The 21,286-nt window shown below is 73.9% G+C and carries 13 protein-coding genes; 7 read left to right on the top strand and 6 right to left on the bottom strand.

Features of this window, described 5'->3' with window-relative positions; all coding sequences use genetic code 11:
* Positions 1-249: 249 nt before the first annotated feature.
* The 3 genes from ACFWNV_RS33360 to ACFWNV_RS33350 form a co-directional block, all read right to left on the bottom strand.
* Positions 250-1,257 carry a LacI family DNA-binding transcriptional regulator gene (locus tag ACFWNV_RS33360; RefSeq protein WP_383954311.1) on the bottom strand — a complete coding sequence of 336 codons (1,008 nt, stop codon included), beginning with the start codon at positions 1,255-1,257 and terminating at the stop codon, positions 250-252.
* A 146-nt stretch (positions 1,258-1,403) separates the two neighbouring features.
* On the bottom strand, positions 1,404-2,954 hold the full coding sequence (locus ACFWNV_RS33355) for a carboxylesterase/lipase family protein (protein WP_383954309.1): 1,551 nt from the start codon (positions 2,952-2,954) through the stop codon (positions 1,404-1,406).
* A gap of 1,416 nt (positions 2,955-4,370) precedes the next feature.
* Complete coding sequence (locus ACFWNV_RS33350) at positions 4,371-5,102, bottom strand: phosphatase PAP2 family protein (protein ID WP_383954307.1); 732 nt, start codon at positions 5,100-5,102, stop codon at positions 4,371-4,373.
* Positions 5,103-7,197: 2,095 nt separating this feature from the next.
* On the opposite strand from ACFWNV_RS33350, the gene ACFWNV_RS33345 reads away from it, so the two are divergent.
* The 5 genes from ACFWNV_RS33345 (at position 7,198) to ACFWNV_RS33325 (ending at position 14,880) form a co-directional block, all read left to right on the top strand.
* Positions 7,198-8,460: an MFS transporter gene (locus ACFWNV_RS33345; protein WP_383954305.1), complete on the top strand. Its 1,263-nt coding sequence runs from the start codon at positions 7,198-7,200 to the stop codon at positions 8,458-8,460.
* Between the two features lie 227 nt (positions 8,461-8,687).
* Positions 8,688-9,614, top strand: a complete 927-nt coding sequence (gene surE / locus ACFWNV_RS33340; RefSeq protein WP_383954303.1) for a 5'/3'-nucleotidase SurE — start codon at positions 8,688-8,690, stop codon at positions 9,612-9,614.
* A gap of 268 nt (positions 9,615-9,882) precedes the next feature.
* Complete coding sequence (locus tag ACFWNV_RS33335) at positions 9,883-11,475, top strand: carboxylesterase/lipase family protein (RefSeq protein ID WP_383954301.1); 1,593 nt, start codon at positions 9,883-9,885, stop codon at positions 11,473-11,475.
* Positions 11,476-11,953: 478 nt separating this feature from the next.
* Entirely contained in the window at positions 11,954-13,378 is a 1,425-nt protein-coding gene (locus ACFWNV_RS33330) for a hypothetical protein (RefSeq protein ID WP_383954299.1), read from the top strand.
* A 17-nt stretch (positions 13,379-13,395) separates the two neighbouring features.
* The gene (locus ACFWNV_RS33325; RefSeq protein ID WP_383954297.1) at positions 13,396-14,880 is read left to right on the top strand and encodes a hypothetical protein; all 1,485 of its coding nucleotides are present in this window, start codon (positions 13,396-13,398) and stop codon (positions 14,878-14,880) included.
* 78 nt (positions 14,881-14,958) lie between these two features.
* On the opposite strand, the gene ACFWNV_RS33320 is transcribed toward ACFWNV_RS33325, so the two are convergent.
* Entirely contained in the window at positions 14,959-15,741 is a 783-nt protein-coding gene (locus tag ACFWNV_RS33320; protein ID WP_383954295.1) for a lysophospholipid acyltransferase family protein, read from the bottom strand.
* 76 nt (positions 15,742-15,817) lie between these two features.
* Between ACFWNV_RS33320 and ACFWNV_RS33315 the strand changes: the two genes are divergently transcribed.
* Positions 15,818-16,081, top strand: coding sequence for an acyl carrier protein (locus ACFWNV_RS33315; RefSeq protein ID WP_383954293.1), 264 nt, complete (start codon positions 15,818-15,820; stop codon positions 16,079-16,081).
* Positions 16,082-16,322: 241 nt separating this feature from the next.
* On the opposite strand, the gene ACFWNV_RS33310 is transcribed toward ACFWNV_RS33315, so the two are convergent.
* Positions 16,323-17,261, bottom strand: coding sequence for an ion transporter (locus ACFWNV_RS33310; RefSeq protein ID WP_383954291.1), 939 nt, complete (start codon positions 17,259-17,261; stop codon positions 16,323-16,325).
* A 209-nt stretch (positions 17,262-17,470) separates the two neighbouring features.
* Here ACFWNV_RS33310 and ACFWNV_RS33305 point away from each other — a divergent pair, with 209 nt between their 5' ends.
* On the top strand, positions 17,471-18,796 hold the full coding sequence (locus ACFWNV_RS33305) for a CoA transferase (RefSeq protein WP_383954289.1): 1,326 nt from the start codon (positions 17,471-17,473) through the stop codon (positions 18,794-18,796).
* 171 nt (positions 18,797-18,967) lie between these two features.
* On the opposite strand, the gene ACFWNV_RS33300 is transcribed toward ACFWNV_RS33305, so the two are convergent.
* Positions 18,968-20,995, bottom strand: a complete 2,028-nt coding sequence (locus ACFWNV_RS33300; protein ID WP_383954287.1) for a putative Ig domain-containing protein — start codon at positions 20,993-20,995, stop codon at positions 18,968-18,970.
* Positions 20,996-21,286 lie beyond the last annotated feature (291 nt).

Below are 21,286 nucleotides of genomic sequence, written 5' to 3'. Positions count from 1 at the left end.
GCGCGCCGGCGCGCGCTCCGCTGGGGGCGGGCGTGGGGGGGGTGGTTGTGGGCGGGGCCGCGGGGGGGGGGGCGCCCCCCCCCCGCCCCCCCCCCCGCCGGTGTTCCATCCATCCAGGCGGGCGGGCGGGCGGCCCGGACGGAGCGCGGAGGCGTGCGAACGGGCCGAGGGCGCAGAAGGGGGTTGCCGGTCCGGGAACCCGGCCGGTGGCCGGCCCTCAGGAGGTCAGCAGGTCAGCGGGTCAGGAGGTCAGGACGTCTCGCGGTGGACCAGGACCGCCTCTATGTCGGGTACCGGCGCCGTGGTGCCCGTCTCGATCAGCTCGTGCACGGCGTCGGCCACCACGGCCGGCGAGACCAGGTCCAGGCGGATCGAGGTCAGCGGCGGTTCCTGGAGCGCGGCGAGGACCAGGTCGTCGGAGCCGACGACCGCCACGTCCTGCGGTACGGAGATCCCCTCGGCGCGCAGCGCGTGCAGGAGCAGGGCGGCGTACTCGTCGTTGTACGCGAACACGGAGTCCAGCCCGAGGCTCCGCCAGCGGCGGGCCAGGGCGATCGCGGACTCCCGGGTGTAGGAGAGCTCCACCGGGGTCACGGTGGCCAGGTGGCGGGCGGCCACCGACTCGGCGCCGGCGAGCCGCGGTTCGGCGAGGATGCCGAGGCCGCGTTCCTGGGGCATGACCACGCCGATACGGGTTCTGCCGCGGGCGATCAGGTGCTCGGCGGCGGTGGCGCCGATGAGGGCGTGGTCGAAGCCGATGGTGTGCACGCCCGGCAGGGGGCGGGCCGCGAAGGCGAGCAGCCCGCGTACCCCAGCGCGCCGCAGCAGTTCGGCGGCCTGCGCGGTGAGGCGGTCGCCGTCGAGGGCGATGACGGCAGCCGGACGCAGTTCGGCCCAGGCGCGCGCGGCGTCCAGGGGATCGGCGAAGCGCCCCGCGTGCAGGACCGCGGTGTAGCCGTGCCGGTCGAGCTCGCTGTGCAGGTCGTCGACCCAGTCGCTGACGAGGCGGCCGACCGCGGAGATCGACGAGGGCATCAGGACGAGATTGCTCCGGCCGGCCCGCAGGGACCGGGCCGCGGCGTGCGGTACGTAGCCGAGCTGCCGGGCCGCGTCGAGGACGCGCGCGCGGGCCGCTTCGCCGACGCGGTGGCCCTGGGTGTCGTTGAGGACGAAGGACACCGTGGCGCGGGACACCCCGGCAAGGCGGGCCACGTCGGCGCTGGTCGGGGACGCCGGTACAGGAGTGTCTTTGGCCATGACGTCGATCGACGCTCCTTTTGATCGCTCGATGCCTTCCCTTCGCAGGTTACACGAGTTAGATCAAGGGAGCGCCGGCCCGCCCGGATGGGCGGGCACCTCGCGGAGGCCGTCGGCGAGCGGGCCCTCGGCGGGCGGGCCCGGGCCTACTCGGGCCGGGGGAGCGCTCCCTCGTGCAGGCGCCGGGTGTCCCCGGCGAGGTCGTCGAGGGCGCTGACCACGGAGTCGAAGCGCATCGTGGTGCGGGTGTCCTTCTCGTACGGGCTCCACGCAGGCATGCCGGGGTGGTTGGGGTCTCCGGTCCGGACGAAGGCGATCCAGGCCTCGTGCAGGGTGCGGGCGAGCCCGTCCCGGACGGCGGGGTCGAGCCCGGCCGTCAGGGGTGCGTGGGCCCACTGGTCGAAGTTGGCGAAGGCGAAGGGCAGTTCGAGGCAGTGGGCGGCTCCGAGCCGGCCGTCGTAGGCGGCCGCGGGGAGGTCGAACTGGTAGGCCCACACCGGACGGCCCGCCGCGGCCCGTGCCTCGGCCAGCCGGAGGGCTGGTACCCGGAAGAGCTCGTCGGTGATGAGGTCCATCAGGACCTCGGCGGGCCCGGCTCCCGGCCGGGTGCGCTCGTACGCCGCGTACACCTCGGGGGCGGCTCCGGGGCCGAAGGTGTCCGCGATCCGGGCGGTCACCTGCTCCCGGTCGGCCGCGGCGTAGGCCTCGTTCAGGGCGAATCCGAAGTTGGCCTCCTCCCGGGTCCAGCCGATCATCACCTCTATGTCCGCTGCGGCGTCCTGCAGCAGGGCCCGGGCCGGGTGGCGGGGGAGGGTGACTCCGTCGATCACGGGCAGGAACGGCGTGGGCCAGTACCCCCACCGCGTCGTCAGGGCGAAGAGCCCGCCCATGGCGCCGATCAGCTCGGGCCAGGGCACGGCGCGCAGCTCGGCCAGGGTCTTGACCCCGGCGAGCTCCAGGTAGGCGGCGGTGCGCTCCCGGTAGGCGTCGGGCGCGGGGAGGTCCAGCCCGAACGGCGGGCTCATCAGGATCACCCGGCGGATCAGTCCCCGGGCCTCGGGCAGGCCGGCGAGGGCGGCCGTGGACACCGCACCGCCCGACTGGCCGGCGACGGTGATCGAGTCCGGGTCGCCGCCGAAGGCGGAGATGTTCTCCCGTACCCACCGCAGGGCGGCGAGCTGGTCGGTCAGCCAGTGGTTGGCGCCGGAGCCGTCCGGCTCGTCCTCGGTACCGGTGTAGAGGTAACCGAGCGGCCCGATGCGGTAGTTGATGCTGACGACGACCAGGTCCCCGTCACGGGCGAAGGTCGCGCCGGAGTAGTTCGGCAGCGACCCGGAACCGGAGACGAAGCCCCCGCCGTGGATCCAGAGCAGCACCGGCCGCCGGGCGTCGTCCACCGCGGGCGTCCAGATGGAGAGGGTCAGGCAGTCCTCGTCGAAGGGCGGAGAACCGTGCCCGCCGAGGACGGGGTCGCCGCCCTCCATGTACATCTGCGGTGCGCTGGGTCCGTCGGCGGTGGCGTCCCGGGTACCGCTCCAGCCCGGATGCGGCCGCGCGGGCCGCCAGCGCAGCTCACCGACCGGGGGTGCGGCGTAGGGCACCGCCCGGAAGACGGTGAGCCCGTCCTCGACGGCACCGCGCAGCGGGCCCGCGGGCGGATGTGCCACGGGGTGATCGGGTCCTGGGGTGGGTGCCATGAGTCGATCCTTCCTGGGTCGCGCGCCGATCGCGCGCCGACCTGCCCAGGGTATGGCGCTGATTCTGCGATCGTCAATCTTCCGCGATAAATCGGCTGCCGGGCTGCCGGGCTGCCGGGCTGCCGGGCTGCCGGGAGTCGGGCCGGCCCCTTGCGCGGAAATGCCGCTCCGGGCGAGTCCCTGCGGGGGACAATGCTCGGCATGACGACGTGAAGAGCACCGGCCGGGCGGCAGCATTGGCGGAAGGCCGGGACCTGGGACACGGTTCTGGAGTGCGGCCGGCGCGTGTGCGCGGCCTGCGGAACGACCGTCTGCTCGTTCCAGTACCACGCATCCGCCCGAGTCCTGGATGTTCGAGCGCTGCATCGGACTGGCCTGGTGCTCCGGTTGCAGGATCTACGCCGCCAACGTGGTGCACGTCCCGCGGCAACGGGTCCTCGTCGACCCCTTCTCCGGTCTGCTTCCCGAGCAGCGGGACCGGCTTCTCCGCTCGGAAACGCGCGTGATCGATTTCCTGGACCGCCGGGCCCGAGACGGCAGAGGCTAGGGCCCGGCGGTCGGCCGCGATAGGGCGAAGCCGCCTGCGCGGCAGTGGCGATTTCGTCCATGTCAGGCTGTTGTTGCGGTTCTGGTAAGGCCGCCGGGGCCGACCAGTCGGTGCCCATCCTTGGACGGCGGCGTCGACGTAGGTGAGCAGCCCTGCCCCGCCCCTGCCGTGGAGCCGGCCGAGCCGGACCGCTCGTCCGCGCGGACCTCGGGGATCCGGTCGTGGCCCGTAGGTGGCGCGGGCGCGAGGCGGGGGACCTGGCCTGGCTGCGCGGCCGCCCCGACGGGGGGTGCCGCACGCAGGGCCTGCCGGAATGGGTTGTGCGGCCCAGTCGCTTGGTGCCGGTCGGACTGGTCCGCCCTGGCCTGCCCGAGTGGCGTGGCTTGATGGCCCGCCTGGATGGGCGGCACCAGCCGCTGGGCCTGCTGGCCGGGCTGCCGGTGCCGTCCTTGCGCCTGCTGCCGGCCGAATTGGTTGGTGTCCACTTGGGCGGCCCGGCCGGTGGGCGCGACGGCCCGGAGGGGCGGGCGGGTTCGCTCCGGCCCGGACCGGCCGGGCGGCCTGGACCGGCCGGGCGGCCTGGACCGGCCGGGCGGTTGGACTGGCCGGGCGGCCTGGACCGGCCGGGCGGTTGGACTGGCCGGGCGGCCTGGACCGGCCGGGCGGTTGGACTGGCCGGGCGGCCTGGACCGGCCGGGCGGTTGGACTGGCCGGGAGATGTGAAGCGGCCGGGAGGTGTGGAGCGGTTGTTCGGTCAGGGGTGCCTCGTAGGGCCGGCCAGCCGGCCGGCCCTGACGGTTTTGGCGGCGGGCCCGGTCCGGTCGGTTGGGGGCTTCGGTCGGACTGCCCCTGGGGATCGCGGCGGGTGGTCAGGTCCAAAGGGTGTCGGCCGCCATGCGTTCCGCCTCCGTCTCCAGCAGGGGCGCGAACGCGCGCCACAGGAGCAGGCAGGCCCCTACGGCGGCCAGGGCGCCGGCGAAGGTGTCGCTCAGCCACTGGGCGTGCTGCCAGGTGCGGCTCCACATCATGGCGCCGGTGTAGCCCGCGCCGAACAGCCACCACCAGCGCCGGCCGCCCGGCGGGAACAGCACCACCGCGGCCGCGATCACCAGGGCCACCGCGCTGAACACCTGGCCGGACGGGTACGAGCCGTCATTCACCAGGACCCAGGTGTGCGGGGGCCGTGGCCGGTCGGCCAGTTGCTTGAGCGGGAGCAGCAGGACCATGTTGGCCACGATGGCCGTGGCGAAGACGAAGAGCGCCGACCGCCAGCGCCCGTACATGCACAGGCAGCCCATCAGCAGCAGCGGCACGACCGTGCCCAGTGGCCCGCCCAGGCGGTCGAGCACCGTGGCGAACCCGCTGGCGGTGTCGGCGGGCGACCCCTTCAGCGAAGCGGCCCAGGCGTCGTCGAGGCCCTGGAAGAAGGGCCGTTCGTCCAGGCGCAGGAGCAGTCCCGTCAGCACGGACAGCAGGATCAGTGCCGAGCCCCAGGCGAGCGCGTACCGGGGCGGGGCCGCGGGGACGGGCCGCCGGGGCGGCCGGGTGGGGACCGGGGGCGGGGCGAAGGCGTGATCGGGGAAAGCGGGGAAACCGGACATGACGAAGACCTTTCGCGGCCGCCTCCCGGGCGATGGGGGACGAGGGAAGACGGCAAACGGGCGCGAAGCGCGGAGACGGCGGCGGTAGACGCGGCCGAAGGGCGCGCGCCGAGGGGGTTGGCGGACGGGGTTGGCGGAGGCGGCCGCGCAGATGACGGCGTGCCGCGGTGGGCGTGCGGACGGGGATGGGCGTTGGCGGGCACGCCGAAGGGGGAGTGGTGGTGTGCGGCCGAGGCGTGCGACAGGGACGGGTGGATCCGGGCGCGTCTGAGGCGTGCGTGCTGAGGGGGTTCTTGGAGTTGCGCGGCGGAGGCGGCCGTGCACGTGGCGGCGCGCTGTGGAGGTGTTTCGGCGGGGGTGGACGGAGGCGGGCGCGCCGAGGGGTGCGTGCCGAGGGGTTTGCTGGAGGTGTGCGGCGGAGGTGTGCGTACGGGGTGGGTGGAGGCGGGCGTACCCAGGGGGATGTGTGAGCCCCGGCTGCGTAGGTATGCGGAAGGAGCGGGTGGAGTCGAGGGGAATCGCATGGGGAGGTGCGCGGAGGGAGGTGCGCGGAGGGAGGCGGGCGGAGGTCGCTGGAAGGGGGCTTATGGATCCGGGCGGATGGATGCCCTATGGGGTACAAGTGGCAAGGGCTCAGGTCGTACGGGGCTCCGCAGGTCAGTAGGAGTGCTCCAGGTGCGGAGGCGAGCGGAAGGGCCTTGGTGGGCCGGGTCGGCGGGCCGGCCGGATCGGATGGGTCGGCCGGTTCGGCCCAAGTCGGCAGGGTGGACCGAACCACCCCAGTGGTCCGGTCGCCCGCATCCCTCGAGCCGCAGGGGTGCCCCGGCCGCCGGAGTTCGTCCGGCGACCCCGGTCGCCTGAGCCGCTTGAGCGGGCTGAGCTACCGGGGTAGCCGGAGGGGGGCGTGCCGCCCGAGTGGCGAAGGGATGCCCAAGTCACTCGAGTTTGTCCGGGCGGCCCGAGCTGTCTGAGATGGTCGAGCTGTCTGAGATGGTCGAGCCGCCGGGGTGTGCGGAGCGGCCCGGGGCAGGCTGCCCCCAGCCGAGCCGGTGTGCTCTGGAGGTGATCCGGCTGTCCGAGTCGGCGGAGCGGACCCGTTGCCTGAGCCGGCTGAACTGGCCGAGCCGCTGGGGTGGCTGGAGGTTGTCGGGCCGTCTGGGTGGCCCCGGGGTGTGTGCCCCGAGGCGCGTCGGCGCGGACTGCGGGTGTGAGTCGGCGGAGTGGGCTGGGTCGCCCGAGGTGGCTGAATCGTCTGAGCCGCACGAGCGGGCCGAGCCGCCGGGGTAGCCGGAGTTGGCCGAGCCCCGTGGGTCGCTCTGGGGCATGCCGCCCGGTGATGCCGACGAGTCCTGAGGTGTCCTCGCCTGCCTGAGTTGGCCTAGCGGGCCCAGTTGCCTTGATCGCCTTGACCGACCGAGTTGCCGGGGTTGCCGGAGGTGGTCGGGGCGCCGCCCTTGGGTGGGCAAGCGGTGCGGTCGGGGTGTGGGTGGGTGGGGCGCCGGGGGTGCGGTGGGGAGTATTGCGGAAGCGTGACCGTCGCCACAAGGGCAAGAGGGTTCTCGGTCGGGCTGGAAGCCCCCGGAGGCCGCATTTAGTTGGTTACACGTGATCCACCTGGACTTCGTCCATGGGTCACGATCTGTGCGGAGCCCTGCGTCAACCCTTGGCGAGACCGGGGAACGAGTGCTACACAGTGTCCAAGCACCGGAAGTGACACGTGTAACAACATCGCGTTTCGGCCACCCGACGCCACACCGCACGGCGCCACACCGCCAAGCAATCAGGCAGCACAGCACCAAGCAGCACCACGCGGCGCGGCACCGCACCCGGCGGCGCAGAACCGCACCGCACCGCACCACCCAGCGCCGCGCCGCACCACCGCACAACGCGGCGCAGCCCCCATCGCACCGCACCGCAAGCGGCACCGCATCGCGTCGAGCAATCGCACCGCGTCCGCCGTCTCGCGCTCGGCGCGGCATTTCCCCGGTGACGCCCACGTGCACGACAGCACCTCGGCGTCGCCGTCCTCCCCGCGCACCGCACCGGCGGTCCCCCCACGCCACCACCTCCCCGCTCCGTCCCCCGAGGAGTCGTCATGGCTACGAACGAGATCATCGACCCGCCCGTCCCGGCGGATCCCGAACCCTCCCGCGGACGCGGGCTCCTGCTCCTCCTGCTGGTCGCGAACTCCGCGATGATGGCCGTCTACATGGGCGTCGGCTCCGTCCTCCTCCCCACCCAGATCGCCGCGATCGCCGGTGACGACAAAGTGGCCGTGCTGGGTCTGATCGGCGGCATCAGCGCGATCTTCGCGACCGCGTTCAACCCGATCGCCGGCGCCCTCTCCGACCGCAGCGGCCGCCGCAACCCCTGGGTCCTGGGCGGTGCGCTCGGCTCGCTCGTGGGACTCGCCGTCCTCGGCAGTGTCGGTACCGCACTGCTCGTCGGGATCGGCTGGTGCCTGGTCCAGGCGACCATGAACATCTACCAGGCCGCCGTCACCGCGATCGTGCCCGACCGGGTGCCGGCCGCCCGGCGCGGTACCGCGTCCGCACTGGTGGGACTGGGCCTGCCCATCGGCGGCACGGTCGGCGTACTGATCGCCTCGCAGACCTCGGAGCACCTGCGCACCGGCTACCTCGTCTTCGGCGGGGTCATCGCCGCAGCCGCGCTGCTGCTCACCAGCTTCTGCCGGGACGTACCGAGATCCGAGCCCGACCCGGCCGCTCCGGCCGCTCCGGCCGCCCCCAAGGGGGCCCAGCTCAAGGCCTTCCTCTCCGCGCTCGCCCACCACGACTTCCGGTGGGCCTTCATCGGGCGCGCCCTGATGGTCCTCGGATACTTCTCGGTGGTCGGCTACCAGCTCTACATCCTGGACGACCACATCGCGCTCCCCGCGGGGCTGGCCCCGCCCGCCGCGATGGCGATCCTCACCCCCGTGTCGATGGTCGCGATGGCCGTCTCCACCGTGGTCGGCGGGCTGCTGTCCGACCGCTGGAACCGCCGCAAGGTGTTCGTCGGCGTCTCGGCGGCCCTCGCCGGGCTGGTCATGGTGGTCCCGGTCGTCAGTCCGACGTGGACGGGCATGATCGTCTTCAGTGCGCTCAACGGACTGGCCTTCGGCTGCTTCATGGCCGTCGACACCGCGCTCGTCACCCTGGTGCTGCCCCGGGCCGAGGACGCCGCCCGCGACATGGGCGTACTGAACATCGCGAACGCCGGGCCCCAGATCATCGCCCCGTTCGTAGCCTCCGCCGTGGTCACCACCCTGGGCGGGTACACCCCGCTGTTCCTGGTCGGCGGCGCGCTCTCGCTGATCGGAGCCCTCGCGATCCTCCCCATCCGCAGCGTGCGCTGATCCCACCCGGTCCGGGTTCCGTACGGGGCTTCGCGCCCTCGGAGCCCCCTCGGAGCCCCATCGACCTCCGGGCCGCCCCTCCCGGGCGGCGGCCCGGCCCGCACTCCGGCGGGCTCGCGCCGAGGGTCGCGAGCCCGCCGGGCACCACCCTTGCCGACCCTCACTCCTGCCGACCCTCACCCCGTTCGGCTTCTCCTCCCCTTCACCCCTCTCCAAAGGAGCGTTCCGTGCAACGCAAGCGAGTTCTGCCGTTGGCCGCCCTGCTGCTCTGCGCGCCGGCCCTCGCCGGTACGGTGCCCGCCGCCGCGGCCGAGCCGCAGGGCGGGCCGGCGCCCGCACCGGTGCCCGCGGGCCCGCTGCGGATCCTGCTCACCAACGACGACGGCTACAACGCCCCCGGCATCCGGCTGGCCTTCGCGCGGCTGACCGCCGCCGGGCACGATGTCACCATCGTGGCTCCGCTGACCAACCAGAGCGGCGCCGGTACGAAGACGTCCAGCGCGCCGTCCCTCACCGTCCGCCACCCCGAGCCGAAGGTCTGGGCGGTCGACGGATCTCCCGGTGACTCGGTGAACTTCGGGCTCTCCGAGGTGTTCGAGGGGCGGGCGCCCGATCTCGTCGTGTCGGGCACCAACTTCGGCCCGAACGTGGCCGCGCTCGCCACCCACTCCGGCACGGTCGGCGGCGCCGTCGCCGGACTGGACGCCGGGGTGCCCGCCATCGCCCTGAGCACCGGCGGCGTCACCGCTCCCGACCCCGTGACCACGGTCAACGCGATGGGCCCGACGCTCGACTTCGCGGTCAAGCTGATCGACCGGCTGCGCTCGCGGGCCCGTTCCGGCCCGCTGCTTCCCAAGGGTGTCGGCCTCAACGTCAACCACCCCGTCGTCGGCGCCGACGGCAAGGGAACCCCGGCCGGGGTGGCCACCACCTTCCAGGACGCGCAGGCGCTCCTGAAGGCCGACTTCACCGACGCCGGCGACGGCACCTGGAAGGTCGGCGTGAAGGTGGACCTGCAGACCCCGGCCCGGGGCAGCGACGTGGAAGCCGTGAGCGCCGGGAAGATCGCCGTCAGCCCGATCAACGCCGACTGGAACACCGGACCGGTCGACTTCGCCGTCACCGCGGTCCTGCTCGCCGGGCTCCGCCCGTAGGTCGGACCCAGCCCCGGGGAGCGTGACCTACCACTGCCCCTTGGGAGCAGGACCTACCCCTGCCCCCCGGGGCGCAGGACCTCCCCACAACCCGGGCGCAGGACCTCACCCCCGACCCAGGTCCCGCCGACCGCCACCAGCCGGCCTTCCGGGGGCAGGGCGGGCGTCCCTCGCCCCGTCCCGCCCCCGGATCGTCCCGAACCCGAACCCAGGAGTACGGATGCCACGGCTCTCGCACCGGATCACCCGGCTTTCCCCCTCAAGACCCTTGCTCGGCACGGTACTCGGGCTCACCGTGCTGATCGCCGCCGCGCTCCCGGCGGCCGCCTCACCCGGCCCCGCCGGCGCAGTGCCGGGCGGCCCGCCGTACGGCTCGCCCCGCCCGGTGGTCTCCGTCGCGCAGGGCGCGCTGCGCGGCCGCGTGCACGACGGGGCGCAGGAGTTCCTCGGCGTGCCCTACGCCGCCGCCCCGGTCGGGGAGAACAGGCTGCGCGCCCCGCAGCCGCCCCGGCGCTGGAACGGCGTGCGCGAGGCCGTCGAACAGGCCCCCGCCTGCCTGCAGTTCTCGCCCTTCGGGCTCCGCGATCCCGCGGCCGTCAGCGAGGACTGCCTGTACCTGGACGTGTACCGGCCCGGCGGGGCCCGCGCCGGTGCCCGGCTGCCGGTGATGCTCTGGATGCACGGGGGTGCGTACAGCCAGGGCACCGGCACCCAGTTCGGCGGACGCACCATGGCGGAACTGACCGGCACCGTGGTGATCAGCATCAACTACCGGCTCGGCCAGCTCGGTTACCTGGGCCTGCCCGAACTGGGCCGGGAGAACGTGCTGCGCTCCGGATCCTTCGGGCTGATGGACCAGATCCAGGCGCTGCGCTGGACGCGGGAGAACATCGCGGCCTTCGGCGGGGATCCCGGCAACGTCACGGTCTCCGGCCAGTCCGCGGGCAGCGGTTCGGTGTGCGGGCTGCTGGCCGCTCCGTCGGCGGCCGGTCTCTTCCACCGCGCCGTGCTGCAGAGCGGCCCGTGCACGCTGCTGCGCACCCCCGACCGGGCGCGGGCCGAGTCCGAGGCGCGGGCTTTCGCGGCGGGCGCGGGCTGCCCCGATCCGGCCGTCGTCGTGGCCTGCCTGCGTGCCGCTTCCGGGCAGTCGCTGGTGGAGGCCGCCCGTACGCGGGCCACTTCGGGCCCCGCGTCCGGCGACGGGCTGCTGCCGCGGGATCCGGCCGCGGCGATCTCGGCCGGGTCCTGGAACAAGGTCCCCGTCCTGATCGGGAGCACCCGCTCCGAGGCGCGCTTCTTCGTCGCGCTGACCCAGCCCGGCCTGACGGCCGGGCAGTACGCCGAGCAGGTCCTCGCGGGCTACGGCGCGGCCGGGCCGGAGGTCCTCGCCCGCTACCCGGTCGCCGCGTACGGATCCCCGTACCTGGCGCTGTCGGCGGTCATGACCGATTCGACGTTCGCCTGCGAAACCGCGTGGACGGCGCAGTCCTTCGCCCGTCAAGTACCCACCTTCGCGTACGAGTTCGACGACCCCGACTCGCCGACCCTGGCGGGCGCGCAGGTCCCCGGGCTGGACGAGTCGAACGCGCACAGTGCCGAGCTCGCCTACCTGCACGATTTCACGATGGGTGCACGGCCCCTGACCCCCGTCCAAGTCGCCCTGGCGACACGGATGAAGCGCTACTGGGGTGCCTTCGCCCGGCACGGTGTTCCCGCGGTCCCGGGCCAGACCCGCTGGCCGGCGACCGGACCGGGCGGCACGGTACTGACCCTGGCGCCGTCGGGGGACCGGCTCGACCGGGCGTTCGCGGCCGAGCACCAATGCGGCTTCTGGCGCGACCAGCCCTCCCGGCCGCTCTGACGGGAGACGAGACCCGGTGGTCCGTACGGGGGTGATCCGCGCTCGCGTCAACGCGTGAGCGCCGGGATCATCCTTTGGTGATCACCGAATGGACGGCGGCCCGGGGGGTGCCGCCACGCCGCCGGATGCCCCGAGGGCACGGTCCCCACGGGCATCCGGCGGTTCACCGCGTCCACGGCGCCGGTGCGGGCCGTGCGGCGACGGGGGATCGCCGCGCGGAACGGACCGCGCGCGGTGCCAGCATGCCCGTTCGGGCAACGGAACCAGGCGAAGCCGTTGCGCAGGCACGGGAGGTGGGAACGTGGCCGCACCAGCGGTGGACACGGCAGCTCGCACGGCACCGGCGGGACACGGATCCACGGAGGCACCCGCGCCCGCGGACCCCACCGGGTCCGCGGGCGGGTCCGGGCGCACGGAGGGATCCGGTCAGGCGGAAGGGCGTACGTCAGGGCAGGCAGCGGGGCAAGCGGCAGGGCCGGTGAAGCCGGCGGCCCGGGCGAAGGCCGCTGACCCCGCGGCGGCCTCCGACCCCGCGGAGACCGCGCGTCCGGCCCCGGGCCGCACGGACCCGGAGCTGCTGCTCGCGGCTTCGGTGCTGCTCGCGGACGCCGCCCTCACGGCGAAGCAGGCCGCCGCCGAGCTGACGGGCGCCCTCAGCAGCAGCCGGCTGGGGCTGGAGGCACTGCGCCGCCCGGCCTGGGCCCTCGGCGCGGTGGTGTCCTGCGCCCGGGCGCTGACCAGTCCGGCGGGGCTCGGGTTCGGGGCCAACGGCGGACTGGCCGGCGAACTGGCGCGGATCGCCGGGAACATGACGTACCGCCGTCCGGCCGCCGTGGCGATGGCCGTGGACGCCTTCGCCCTGCGGATCAGGGCGATCGCCTCCGACCACCCCAACCTGGACTCGCCGCTCGCCAGGCGGCTGACCGATGCCATGGTCGAGGGCAATCGGCTGGAGGCGCTGCGCGCCCTGTACGCGCTCGTCGAGCGCCTCGGGGTCACCCGGGCCCTGACCACGCTGAGCCCCGTGATCATGGAGCTGTCGGCCCTGCTGGGCCTGCTCGACGAGAACCCCGTCAACGACGGCTTCTCCTGGGTGACGCTCGCCGGCGGAGTCCCGTCCACCGACCCCTTCCTCGGGCTGCCGAGCAGCCTGCTGAAGTACCTCAACCCCGGCCCCGGCCGCGCCGAGCGCGCGGACGCGGACTCCATCCTGGCGAAGGTGCTGGCCACGTCCGGCAACGACATCGTCAGCTACGTCAACGACATCGGCGCCCTGGGCAACCACGGACTGGTGCTGCTGCGCCGTATCGCATGCGCCGACGGCGCCGTGCGCTACGTCCTGCTGCTGCCCGGCACGAGCTTCGCCCTCCTGAGCAACAGCACCCCCCAGGACCTGGTGGGAGCCTTCGACGGACTGCTGCACACCGATACGACGTACACCCGGGCCGCGCGCAAGCTGCTGACGCGGGCCGGGGTGCCGGCCGGGGCGGAGGTCATGTTCGTCGGGCACAGCCTGGGCGGGATGACCGCGATGAACCTGGCCTCGGACGTGGAAGTGGCCTCCCGCTACACGATCACACACGTGATCGCGGTGGGCTCTCCCATCGACGGCAAGCGCCCCGCCGACCACACCACGCAGGTGATCAGCCTGGTCAACAACCACGACGTGATCCCGATGATCGACGGCCGCGGCCCCGCCTCGCCCAACGACATCCCGGACAGCTGGGTCGAGCTGGCCTGGCTCGACGAGTCGTACGACTACCCCCTCTCGCACGCGCCCCAGGCCTACTCGGACACCCTGCGCGGCCCGATGGCGCACCACCGCGAGACGGTCAACGCGCTGATCGGCGCCTACGACGGCCGGATCGTCGGCAACCAGCCCTACATGCTGCGCGACAAGTGAGCACGGGAGAACCTGAGATGACCTCTGAACACGGCGCAGGCGGCGCCCGCGGCGGCGCCGGCGACTCCACCACGAAGACCGCGCCGCGATCCCCCGAGACCGTCTGGGCCCTGGAGAACGCCGTGTTCAGCGCGGCCATGTTCGCCCAGCGGCTGCCCTGGACGGACGGCGCGGCCCGGGCGCTGGGCCTGGACGCGCTGACCCGCGAAGGGGTACGGCGCTCCCTGCTGGACCACCTGCGGCGCACCCGCTCCGGACGGCCCGTCCGGCTGCGCACCCCCTTCGGGAACTTCCTCGTACCGCTCGCCCCCGCCGAGTCCGAGGCCCTGCTGCTCCGGGCCGACGAGGAGGGGGCGCTGGAGCCCGCCGAGGGGCTCGACGACGCCGGGCACCGCTACGGGCTGGCGCCGCACACGGAGTTGAACTGGGAGGTCATCGCACCGGGCGGCGAGCTGACCGTCCTCGTGGCCGAGGACACGGACGAGGCCGTTGCGGGCCGGCGCGGGGACGGCACCCTGGAGCAGCAGGCCTGGTCCGAAGCGATGGCCCGGCTGGCCCGACGCCTGGTCGCGGGCGAAACGGCCGCCGAGGACACCCTGCTGAGCGAGATCGTCGCCCGGACCGCGGGGGCGCGGAGCCGCACCGCCCGCGAGGAGCTGGCGGCCGCCCTGCGGCGCAGGACGGCCCGCTACCTGGAGAGCCCCGACCCGGCCTCCCTGGTCGGGCGGCTCGTCGCGTCGGGAGCGGACGCCGACACGGTGGTCGCGGCGGCGGCCCACGTGCTCGCCCTGGTCTCCGAGGCGGCCGGCACCACGACACTGCAGGCGCTGGCCCTGCACGCGGTGGAGGCGGCGGACACCCCGGAAGAAGCAGTGGACCTGGCGCTGCGCCACTACCCGCCGGTGGCCGCCACCGTGCACCGGGTGAGGGCGCCGTTCGTCTGGGAGGGCCTCGCGATCGGCGCCGGTACGGAGATCCTGTGCGCGCCGGGCTGGCTGTCGCAGGCGAAGGACGGCGGCGCGGGCCCCGGCGTCTGGCCGTCCGGGCTCTGCGGTGGGCCCGGCACCTGCGCGGCGACGCGGTTCGCGGTGCACGTCGCCGCGGAACTGGTACGCGCCGTCACGGCGGTCTCCAGGCCCTTCGTGGTCCACCCGGGGCTGAGCGCGGGGCGGCTGCCGGGCACGCTCGACGTGCGCTCGCTGCTCGTGTCCCTGGGGGAACTCCCCGGCGGCCGGGGCGACCGGCGGGTGACGGTCGGCAGGCCGGCCGCGCTGCCGACGCCGGTCCGCGGCTGCACGCCCGCGTCCTACGGGGCCCTGGCGCAGGCCAGCGCCGAGCGGCTGGCGGGGCACGCGGAGAGCCTGGCGGCCTGCGCCGGAGCGGACGGCTGGGACCGGGACGAAGCGGGGGAGAACTTCCGCATGGTCCTGCTGGATCACGCCCAGCGGTGCGCACGCGCCGCCGACGGCGTACGGAAGGCGGCGAACCGGCTCGCGGACTGACGAGCGGACCGGCGAGCGGACCGACGGGCGGACTGACGAGCGGACCGACGGGCGGACTGATGAGCGGGCGCGGTGGTGCTACCAGAAGGGCGTCTCGCGCCTGCCGCGCTCCCTGTCCACCAGGGACTGCACGGCCTCCTGCGCCTCGGTGCACAGCACGCCGGCCGCGGCCCTGCGGGCGGAGTAGGACTGCGGCCGGGGCGGTGCGGGGATCGGTTCGCCCACGGTGATGAGCCACTTCGAGGGCAGCGGGAGGAGCGTGGTGAGCGGGAAGTAGGGGAGGTCGAGCAGGCGGGCCAGGGCCGGGATCTCACCGAACTTCGGGTACGCCTCCTCGGCGCCGATCACGGACACCGGCACCACGGGTGCTCCGGCCTGGACGGCGGTCGCCGCGAACCCGGGACTGAACGGGCGCAAACGGTAGCGGTTTCGGAAAGGCTTTTCGAGTCCGGAAATTCCCTCGGGGAACACTCCCACGAGTTCCCCTGCGGTCAGGTGTTCCAGTCCGAGCGTCGGATCGAGGGGAAAGGCGCCCATTTTCCGGGCGTACGAACCGATCACCGGAAATCGAAAAGTAAGAGATGCTGCCGGTACGTGCAAAGGCCGGTTCAGGGCGCGCGTGAGTGATTTGACGAGGACGAACGCGTCGAGCCCCCAGGCCCCCGAATGATTGGCCACGATCATGGCCGGCCCCTGCGCCGGAATGTTCTCCCAGCCCGTGATCTCAAGCCGGAAGTAGTCCTCCATCAGCCAGTCGAGCAGCCTGTCCCAGGCGGTCTCCCCGGCCTCGCCGAGCCGCTCCCTGGCATGACGGAACTCGGCGGTTCCCGCCTCCATCACATCGGTCATGCTTTCCGACACGAGTATTCTCCCTTTTCCCGCCGGTCGTCGGCGCCACCTTGGCGCACGGGCCGCGATAGCGCAAACAGGAGTAGTCATGACCACTTCCGCACCCGAATCCACGATCGATCTGATCACTGAAATCATCGTCGCGATGGGGGAATCCCCCGCCGAGGAGGTGCATGCCGGTGCCCGGATGCAGGACCTGCTGACCGACTCGCTCATGGTGGTGGAAATGGCCATCGCCCTGCACGACAGGCTGGCGGTCAAGGTAGACGAAGAGGAACTCCGCGACCTCACCCTCGCCGAGTTCGCCGAGGTGCTCGACGCCCGGCTCCACACCGGCGACGCCCCTCGGTAGCCTGGTCCGATGACCGCAGAACTGCCCCCGGGCGGCGCGGAGATCACTCGGGCCTCGGACCAGCAGGACTTCGCCCGCGCGCACCCGCTGCTGAACGAGGCCCGGCGCACCACCCTGGCCACGCTCGTCGAGCGGCAGCATCCGGGGCACGCCTGGCTGGCGGACCTCCGGCCGGGCGGTGGCCGGCCGGAGGCGCTCCCCAAGACGTTCCCGCAGGCGTTCCCGAAGGCTCCGCCCGCTCCTAGCGGGCGCCCGCCGAAGCGTGGGCCGGCTCCGCGGAGGCCGCGGCCTGCGCCGCCGACGTGGCGTGCACGGTGTCGAGCTGGGCCTCCATGTCGTCGAGCGCACTGCGCACCGCGGCGATCCGCAGCAGCAGTTCGTCGGCTGCGTCCGGGGGCGACTGCGTCGCCAGGAGCGCGGCCCGCTTCTCCTCCTTCTCGGCCTCGTCCTCCATCTCCCGCGCCTCCTCGAGGGCGTTGAGGACCACGCCGATCAGGACGTTGACCAGGACGAAGGAGGCGAAGAGCACGTAGGAGGCGTAGAAGAGGATGCTCAGCGGGGAGATGGTCAGCCCCGCGTGGACGGCGTCCCCGAGCCCCTCCAGCGTCATCAGCAGGAACAGGGTCAGCCCGGCCCGGCCGATGGAGCCGTAGTGCTGCGGGTCGTGCTCGGCGAAGCAGATCCAGCCGATCATCGCGTACACGTAGACGATCAGTGCGCCCACGAACAGGAAGCTGACGGTACCGGGCAGGCTGCGGCCCACCGCCACCAGCAGGACCCGGAGCTGGGGCATGAACCGGGCCGTCCGCAGGACCCGGGCCAGCCGCAGCAGCCGCAGCAGCGTGGTGTTCTCCCGGAGGAACGGGATGAAGGCCGAGGTGACGACCAGCAAGTCGAAGACGTTCCAGGGGTCTTGGAAGAAAGCTTTCGGCCGGTCGGCGTGCGCGCCCAGGCGGATCAGCATCTCCAGGGTGAAGGCGATCACGCAGAAGCGTTCGGTCGCCGACAGGAGGCCGCTGTACTCGGCGGAGAGGCCGCTGTACGTCTCGGCCCCCAGGAGTGCGGCGTTGAAGAGGATCACCGCGAAAACGGTGAGCGAGAACGCGGGCGCCTCGCACACGTCACGGCAGTGTGCGGCAAGCCTTCCACGCCTGGTGTCCACCGCGGTCGGGTCGGTCATCGTGCTCCCTCGTACGGGCCACCGGCCGCCCCCGGCCCCGCACGCGCCGGCTGCGCCGCGACGGAAGACGAGGCAGCCGAGGCGATGTTCATGTTCCGCGTCGTGTAACGCCGTGCGGGGGAATTCGAGACGCCCTGGAGCGCTACATCGCCCGATCGGGGACCCGGCCCGCCCCGCAAGGGCCGCGAGGGGGCGGGCAGGATGGGCGCATGACGAGTCGTGACGGTGGGACCGGACAGGCATGGGCCGCGCTCGGCGGCCCCGAGGAGCTGGCGGGGCGGATCGGCTACCGGGGGCCGAGCGGGCTGGGGGACGGGCCGCTGCCCGTGCGGGAACTCGCGCGGGCCACCGTGGGCGTGTGCGCGCTGGCCGCCGCGGAACTGGCCGCCGTACGGGCCGGGGGCGGCGCCCAGGACGTGGCTCCGCTGCTGGTCGACGAAGGGGCCGTGGCCACGGCGTTCGTCAGCGAGCGCCACCTGCTGGTGGACGGCCGGGCGCCCGTGTCGTTCGCGCCGCTGTCCGGCTTCTGGCGGGCCGCCGACGGGTGGGTGCGGACGCACGCCAACTATCCGCACCACGAGACCGCGCTGGTACGGGTCCTTGCGGCCGGGACCCGCGAGGGCGTGGCCGCGGCGATCGCCCGGCGGCGGGCGGTGGACGTGCAGGAGGAGGTCTACGCGGCGGGCGGGCTCGCGGTGGCCGTCGCGCCGGAGTACGGCCCCCCGCAACCCCTCGTGGAACGGACCGGCTCGGGCGTGCGCGGGCGGCCCCTCGGCGCGCTCGCCGCGGGCACCGGACGGCCGCTGGAGGGCGTGCGGGTGCTCGACCTGACCCGGGTCATCGCGGGGCCGGTGGCCACCCGGACGCTCGGGCTGCTCGGCGCGGACGTGCTGCGGATCGACTCCCCGGGACTCCCCGAGTCGGACGACGCGTACGCCGACACCGGATTCGGGAAGCGGTCCGCACTCCTCGACCTGGGGGAGACGCGGGACCGGGCCGTCCTCGACGGGCTGCTGGCCGGGGCCGACGTGGTCGTGACCGGATACCGGCCGGGAGCACTGGAGCGGTACGGGCTGGGCGCGGACGAACTGCTCGCGCGACGGCCGGGGCTGGTGGTGGCCGAGCTGTGCGCCTGGGGCCCGCGGGGACCCTGGGCGGGGCGCCGGGGCTTCGACTCGCTCGTGCAGGCGGGGTACGGGATCGCCGCGGCCTGCGGGGACGAGCACGGCCCCGGGGTGCTTCCGGCGCAGGCACTGGACCACGGGACGGGGTACCTCGTGGCCGCCGGAGTCCTACGGGCCCTCGCGGAGGGTGGTGGGCAGGCCCTGCGGTTCTCCCTGGCGGGGACGGCATCGTGGCTGGTCCGCGAGATCCCGCGGGCCGGGGCCGCCGAACCGGGGTACGCCCCGGAGCCTTGGCTGCGGGAGACCGCGTCGGGGTACGGGCCGCTGCGGTACGCGGCTTCGCCGCTCGGGGGCTTCGGGTGGGACCGGGGGCCTTCCCGGTGGGGGACCGACCGGGCCGTCTGGCTCTGAGCCCGACGCGGGGGCCGCGCCGGGGCAGGGCGCACCCATGCGGGGCCCCGGCCAGGATGTCGGCCGGGGCCCCGCGGTGAGGTGCCGACTGCCTCCGGGGTGTGGAGGGGGCGGCACGGGACGGAGCGCGCGAGCGGCTGGTCAGGTCGGCTCACGCGCCCCGGACCCGGCCTAGAAGTAGACGTTCCAGGTGACACCGACCGAGGAGGACTTGCCCGCGGCGTCGGTCACGGTGAGGGTGCTGCCGCCGAAGCCCCAGGTGGTCGGGGAACCGGTGATGACACCCGTGGCCGCGTTGATGCTCAGCCCGGCGGGCAGGCCCGTGGCCTTGAAGGCGTAGGGCGCGGTGCCGCCGGTGGCCTTGAGGGCGAGGCTGACGGGCTTGCCGATGTAGACGGTCTGGTTGCCCGGGTTCGTCAGCACGGGGCTGGTGCCCGTGACGGTGCTGACGGTCCAGGAGAACGCGGCCGACGCGGTCTTGCCCGCGCTGTCGGTGGCCGTGACGGTCACGTTCGAGGTACCGGCCGTGGTCGCGGTACCGGTGATGGTGCCGGTCGTCGAGCCGATGCTCAGGCCGGCGGGCAGGCCCGTCGCGGACCAGGTGTAGGGCGCGGCGCCGCCCGCGGCCTTGACGGTGAGGTTGGCCGCGGCGCCGACGGCGGAGCTCTGGCTGCCGGGGTTGGTGACGGACAGGGCCGTACCCGCGGTCGTGATCGTCCACGAGAAGGAGGTGGAGCCGGTCTTGCCGGCGTTGTCGGTGGCGGTGACGGTCACGTTGGAGTTTCCGGCCGTGGTGGGAGTACCCGTGATGGTGCCGGTCGCGGAGGCGATGGCGAGGCCGGCGGGCAGGCCCGTCGCGGACCAGGTGTAGGGGGCCGTGCCGCCCTCGGCGCTGTTCTTCAGTTCGGGTATGCGGGCGCCGATGACGCCGTTCTGGGCCGAGACCGCGGCGACGGTGACGTTGCCGGGCTGCGGGGTGGAGGTGACCAGGGCGACCTTGAAGTAGGTGAGGGCCTCGATCACGGGCTGGAAGATCGTGTACTTGTCACCACCACTCGTGGAACAGATGGCTTCGCCGCCGCCGGAGTGCAGGCCCACGGCCTTGGCGCCGGTCGCCGTGACGTACGCGCCGCCCGAGTCGCCGCCCGCCGAACAGGCGCTGGAGAAGGACAGGCCGCCGATCTTGACGTTGCCGTAGTCCACCTCCTGGTTGACCTTCGTCACTTCGCCGCACTGGAGCTTGGTGGTCTGACCGGAACGGCAGATCGCGGTGCCGACGACGGCTTCGGCCGAGCCGGTGAGGGTGAAGTCGGGCTGGGTGCCGTAACCCGCGACCTTCGGCGCGAGGTTCCATCCGGCCTGGTCCACGTCGACGAGACCGAAGTCGCCCACCGGCCCGTTGACGCTGTTGTTGCCGCCCTTGTTGGACGTGCCCAGGCGCGTGCCGTCCTTGCCGTAGGCCGCCTGGTTGGCGTCGTTGGTGCAGTGGCCGGCCGTCACGAACGCCTTGCTGCTGTCGCTGATCCGGGTGGTGGAGAAGCCGATCGAGCAAGGGCTCTCGGAGCCCGGTACCCACTTCTCGCCGCCGACCACGTCACCGCCCTGCTGCCGCGGGCTGCCGGAGGTCTCGGTGACGTGGACGATGCCGCCCAGGGCGCCGAGACGGGCCACGAAGGCGTCGGTGGACGCGTTGCGCGCCGTCCGGTCCACCGTGACGTCGATCCGGTTGTTCCGGACGTCCGGGCCCCACGAGACCACGCCCGCGATCCCGGAGCCGACGTCGCGCGTCACGGTCCGGGCGGTGGCGGCCAGTTCGGCCGGGCTGTAGCGGGCCGTCCGGGCCACGGCGCCCGCGTCCCGCACCACCGCGGCGTCCGCCGCGCTGGAGACGGCCGCGTTCAGGCGTCCCGTGGCGGAGTCGAACCACAGGCCCGCCACCCGGTCGCCGACCCGGCCCCGGATGAGGGTGGCCGCCTTGGCGGCCGCGGTCTCGTCGGCGATCCGGTCGCGGACCTGCGCGGCGGTGAGGTGGAGGTCGCGCTGCATGGCCTCCAGGACCTGCGGGGACACGGACGGTCCGGGCTGCGCGGCGGGAGTGGCCTGAGCGGGCAGGGCGCCGAGGCCGCCGAGCGCGACGACGGCCGTGACCGAAGCGGCCGCGACGGAGGTCCACTTGGACCTGCTTGACAGATTTCGCACGGAAATCCCTTCATGGGGGGGCGGACCGGAGGGGTAGGCCGGTACGGATGCACGTCCCGTGGGGGAGCACGGGACCTTCACGCCCCCGGAGTGCGGATGTCGGGGAGCCGCGTCGGCGCACTCCGGGGTGGCCAACAGAGTGATCCCGGGCCGGTGCCGCGAGCATCGGAGGAATCCCTTGCTGCCGTCCCGCCACCCCAAACCCCCCCCAACCCCCCCCAACCCCCCCCCCCCGCGCCCCGGTGCCTCCCCGGTGGGGGGCCGGCGGGGGAGCTTCAACGCCCGGGCCCG

This window comes from Streptomyces sp. NPDC058401 (genome assembly GCF_042722885.1).
Classification (GTDB): domain Bacteria; phylum Actinomycetota; class Actinomycetes; order Streptomycetales; family Streptomycetaceae; genus Streptomyces.
The sequence above is the reverse complement of the archived record's forward strand: the minus strand, read 5'-3'. Positions and strand labels throughout refer to the sequence as shown.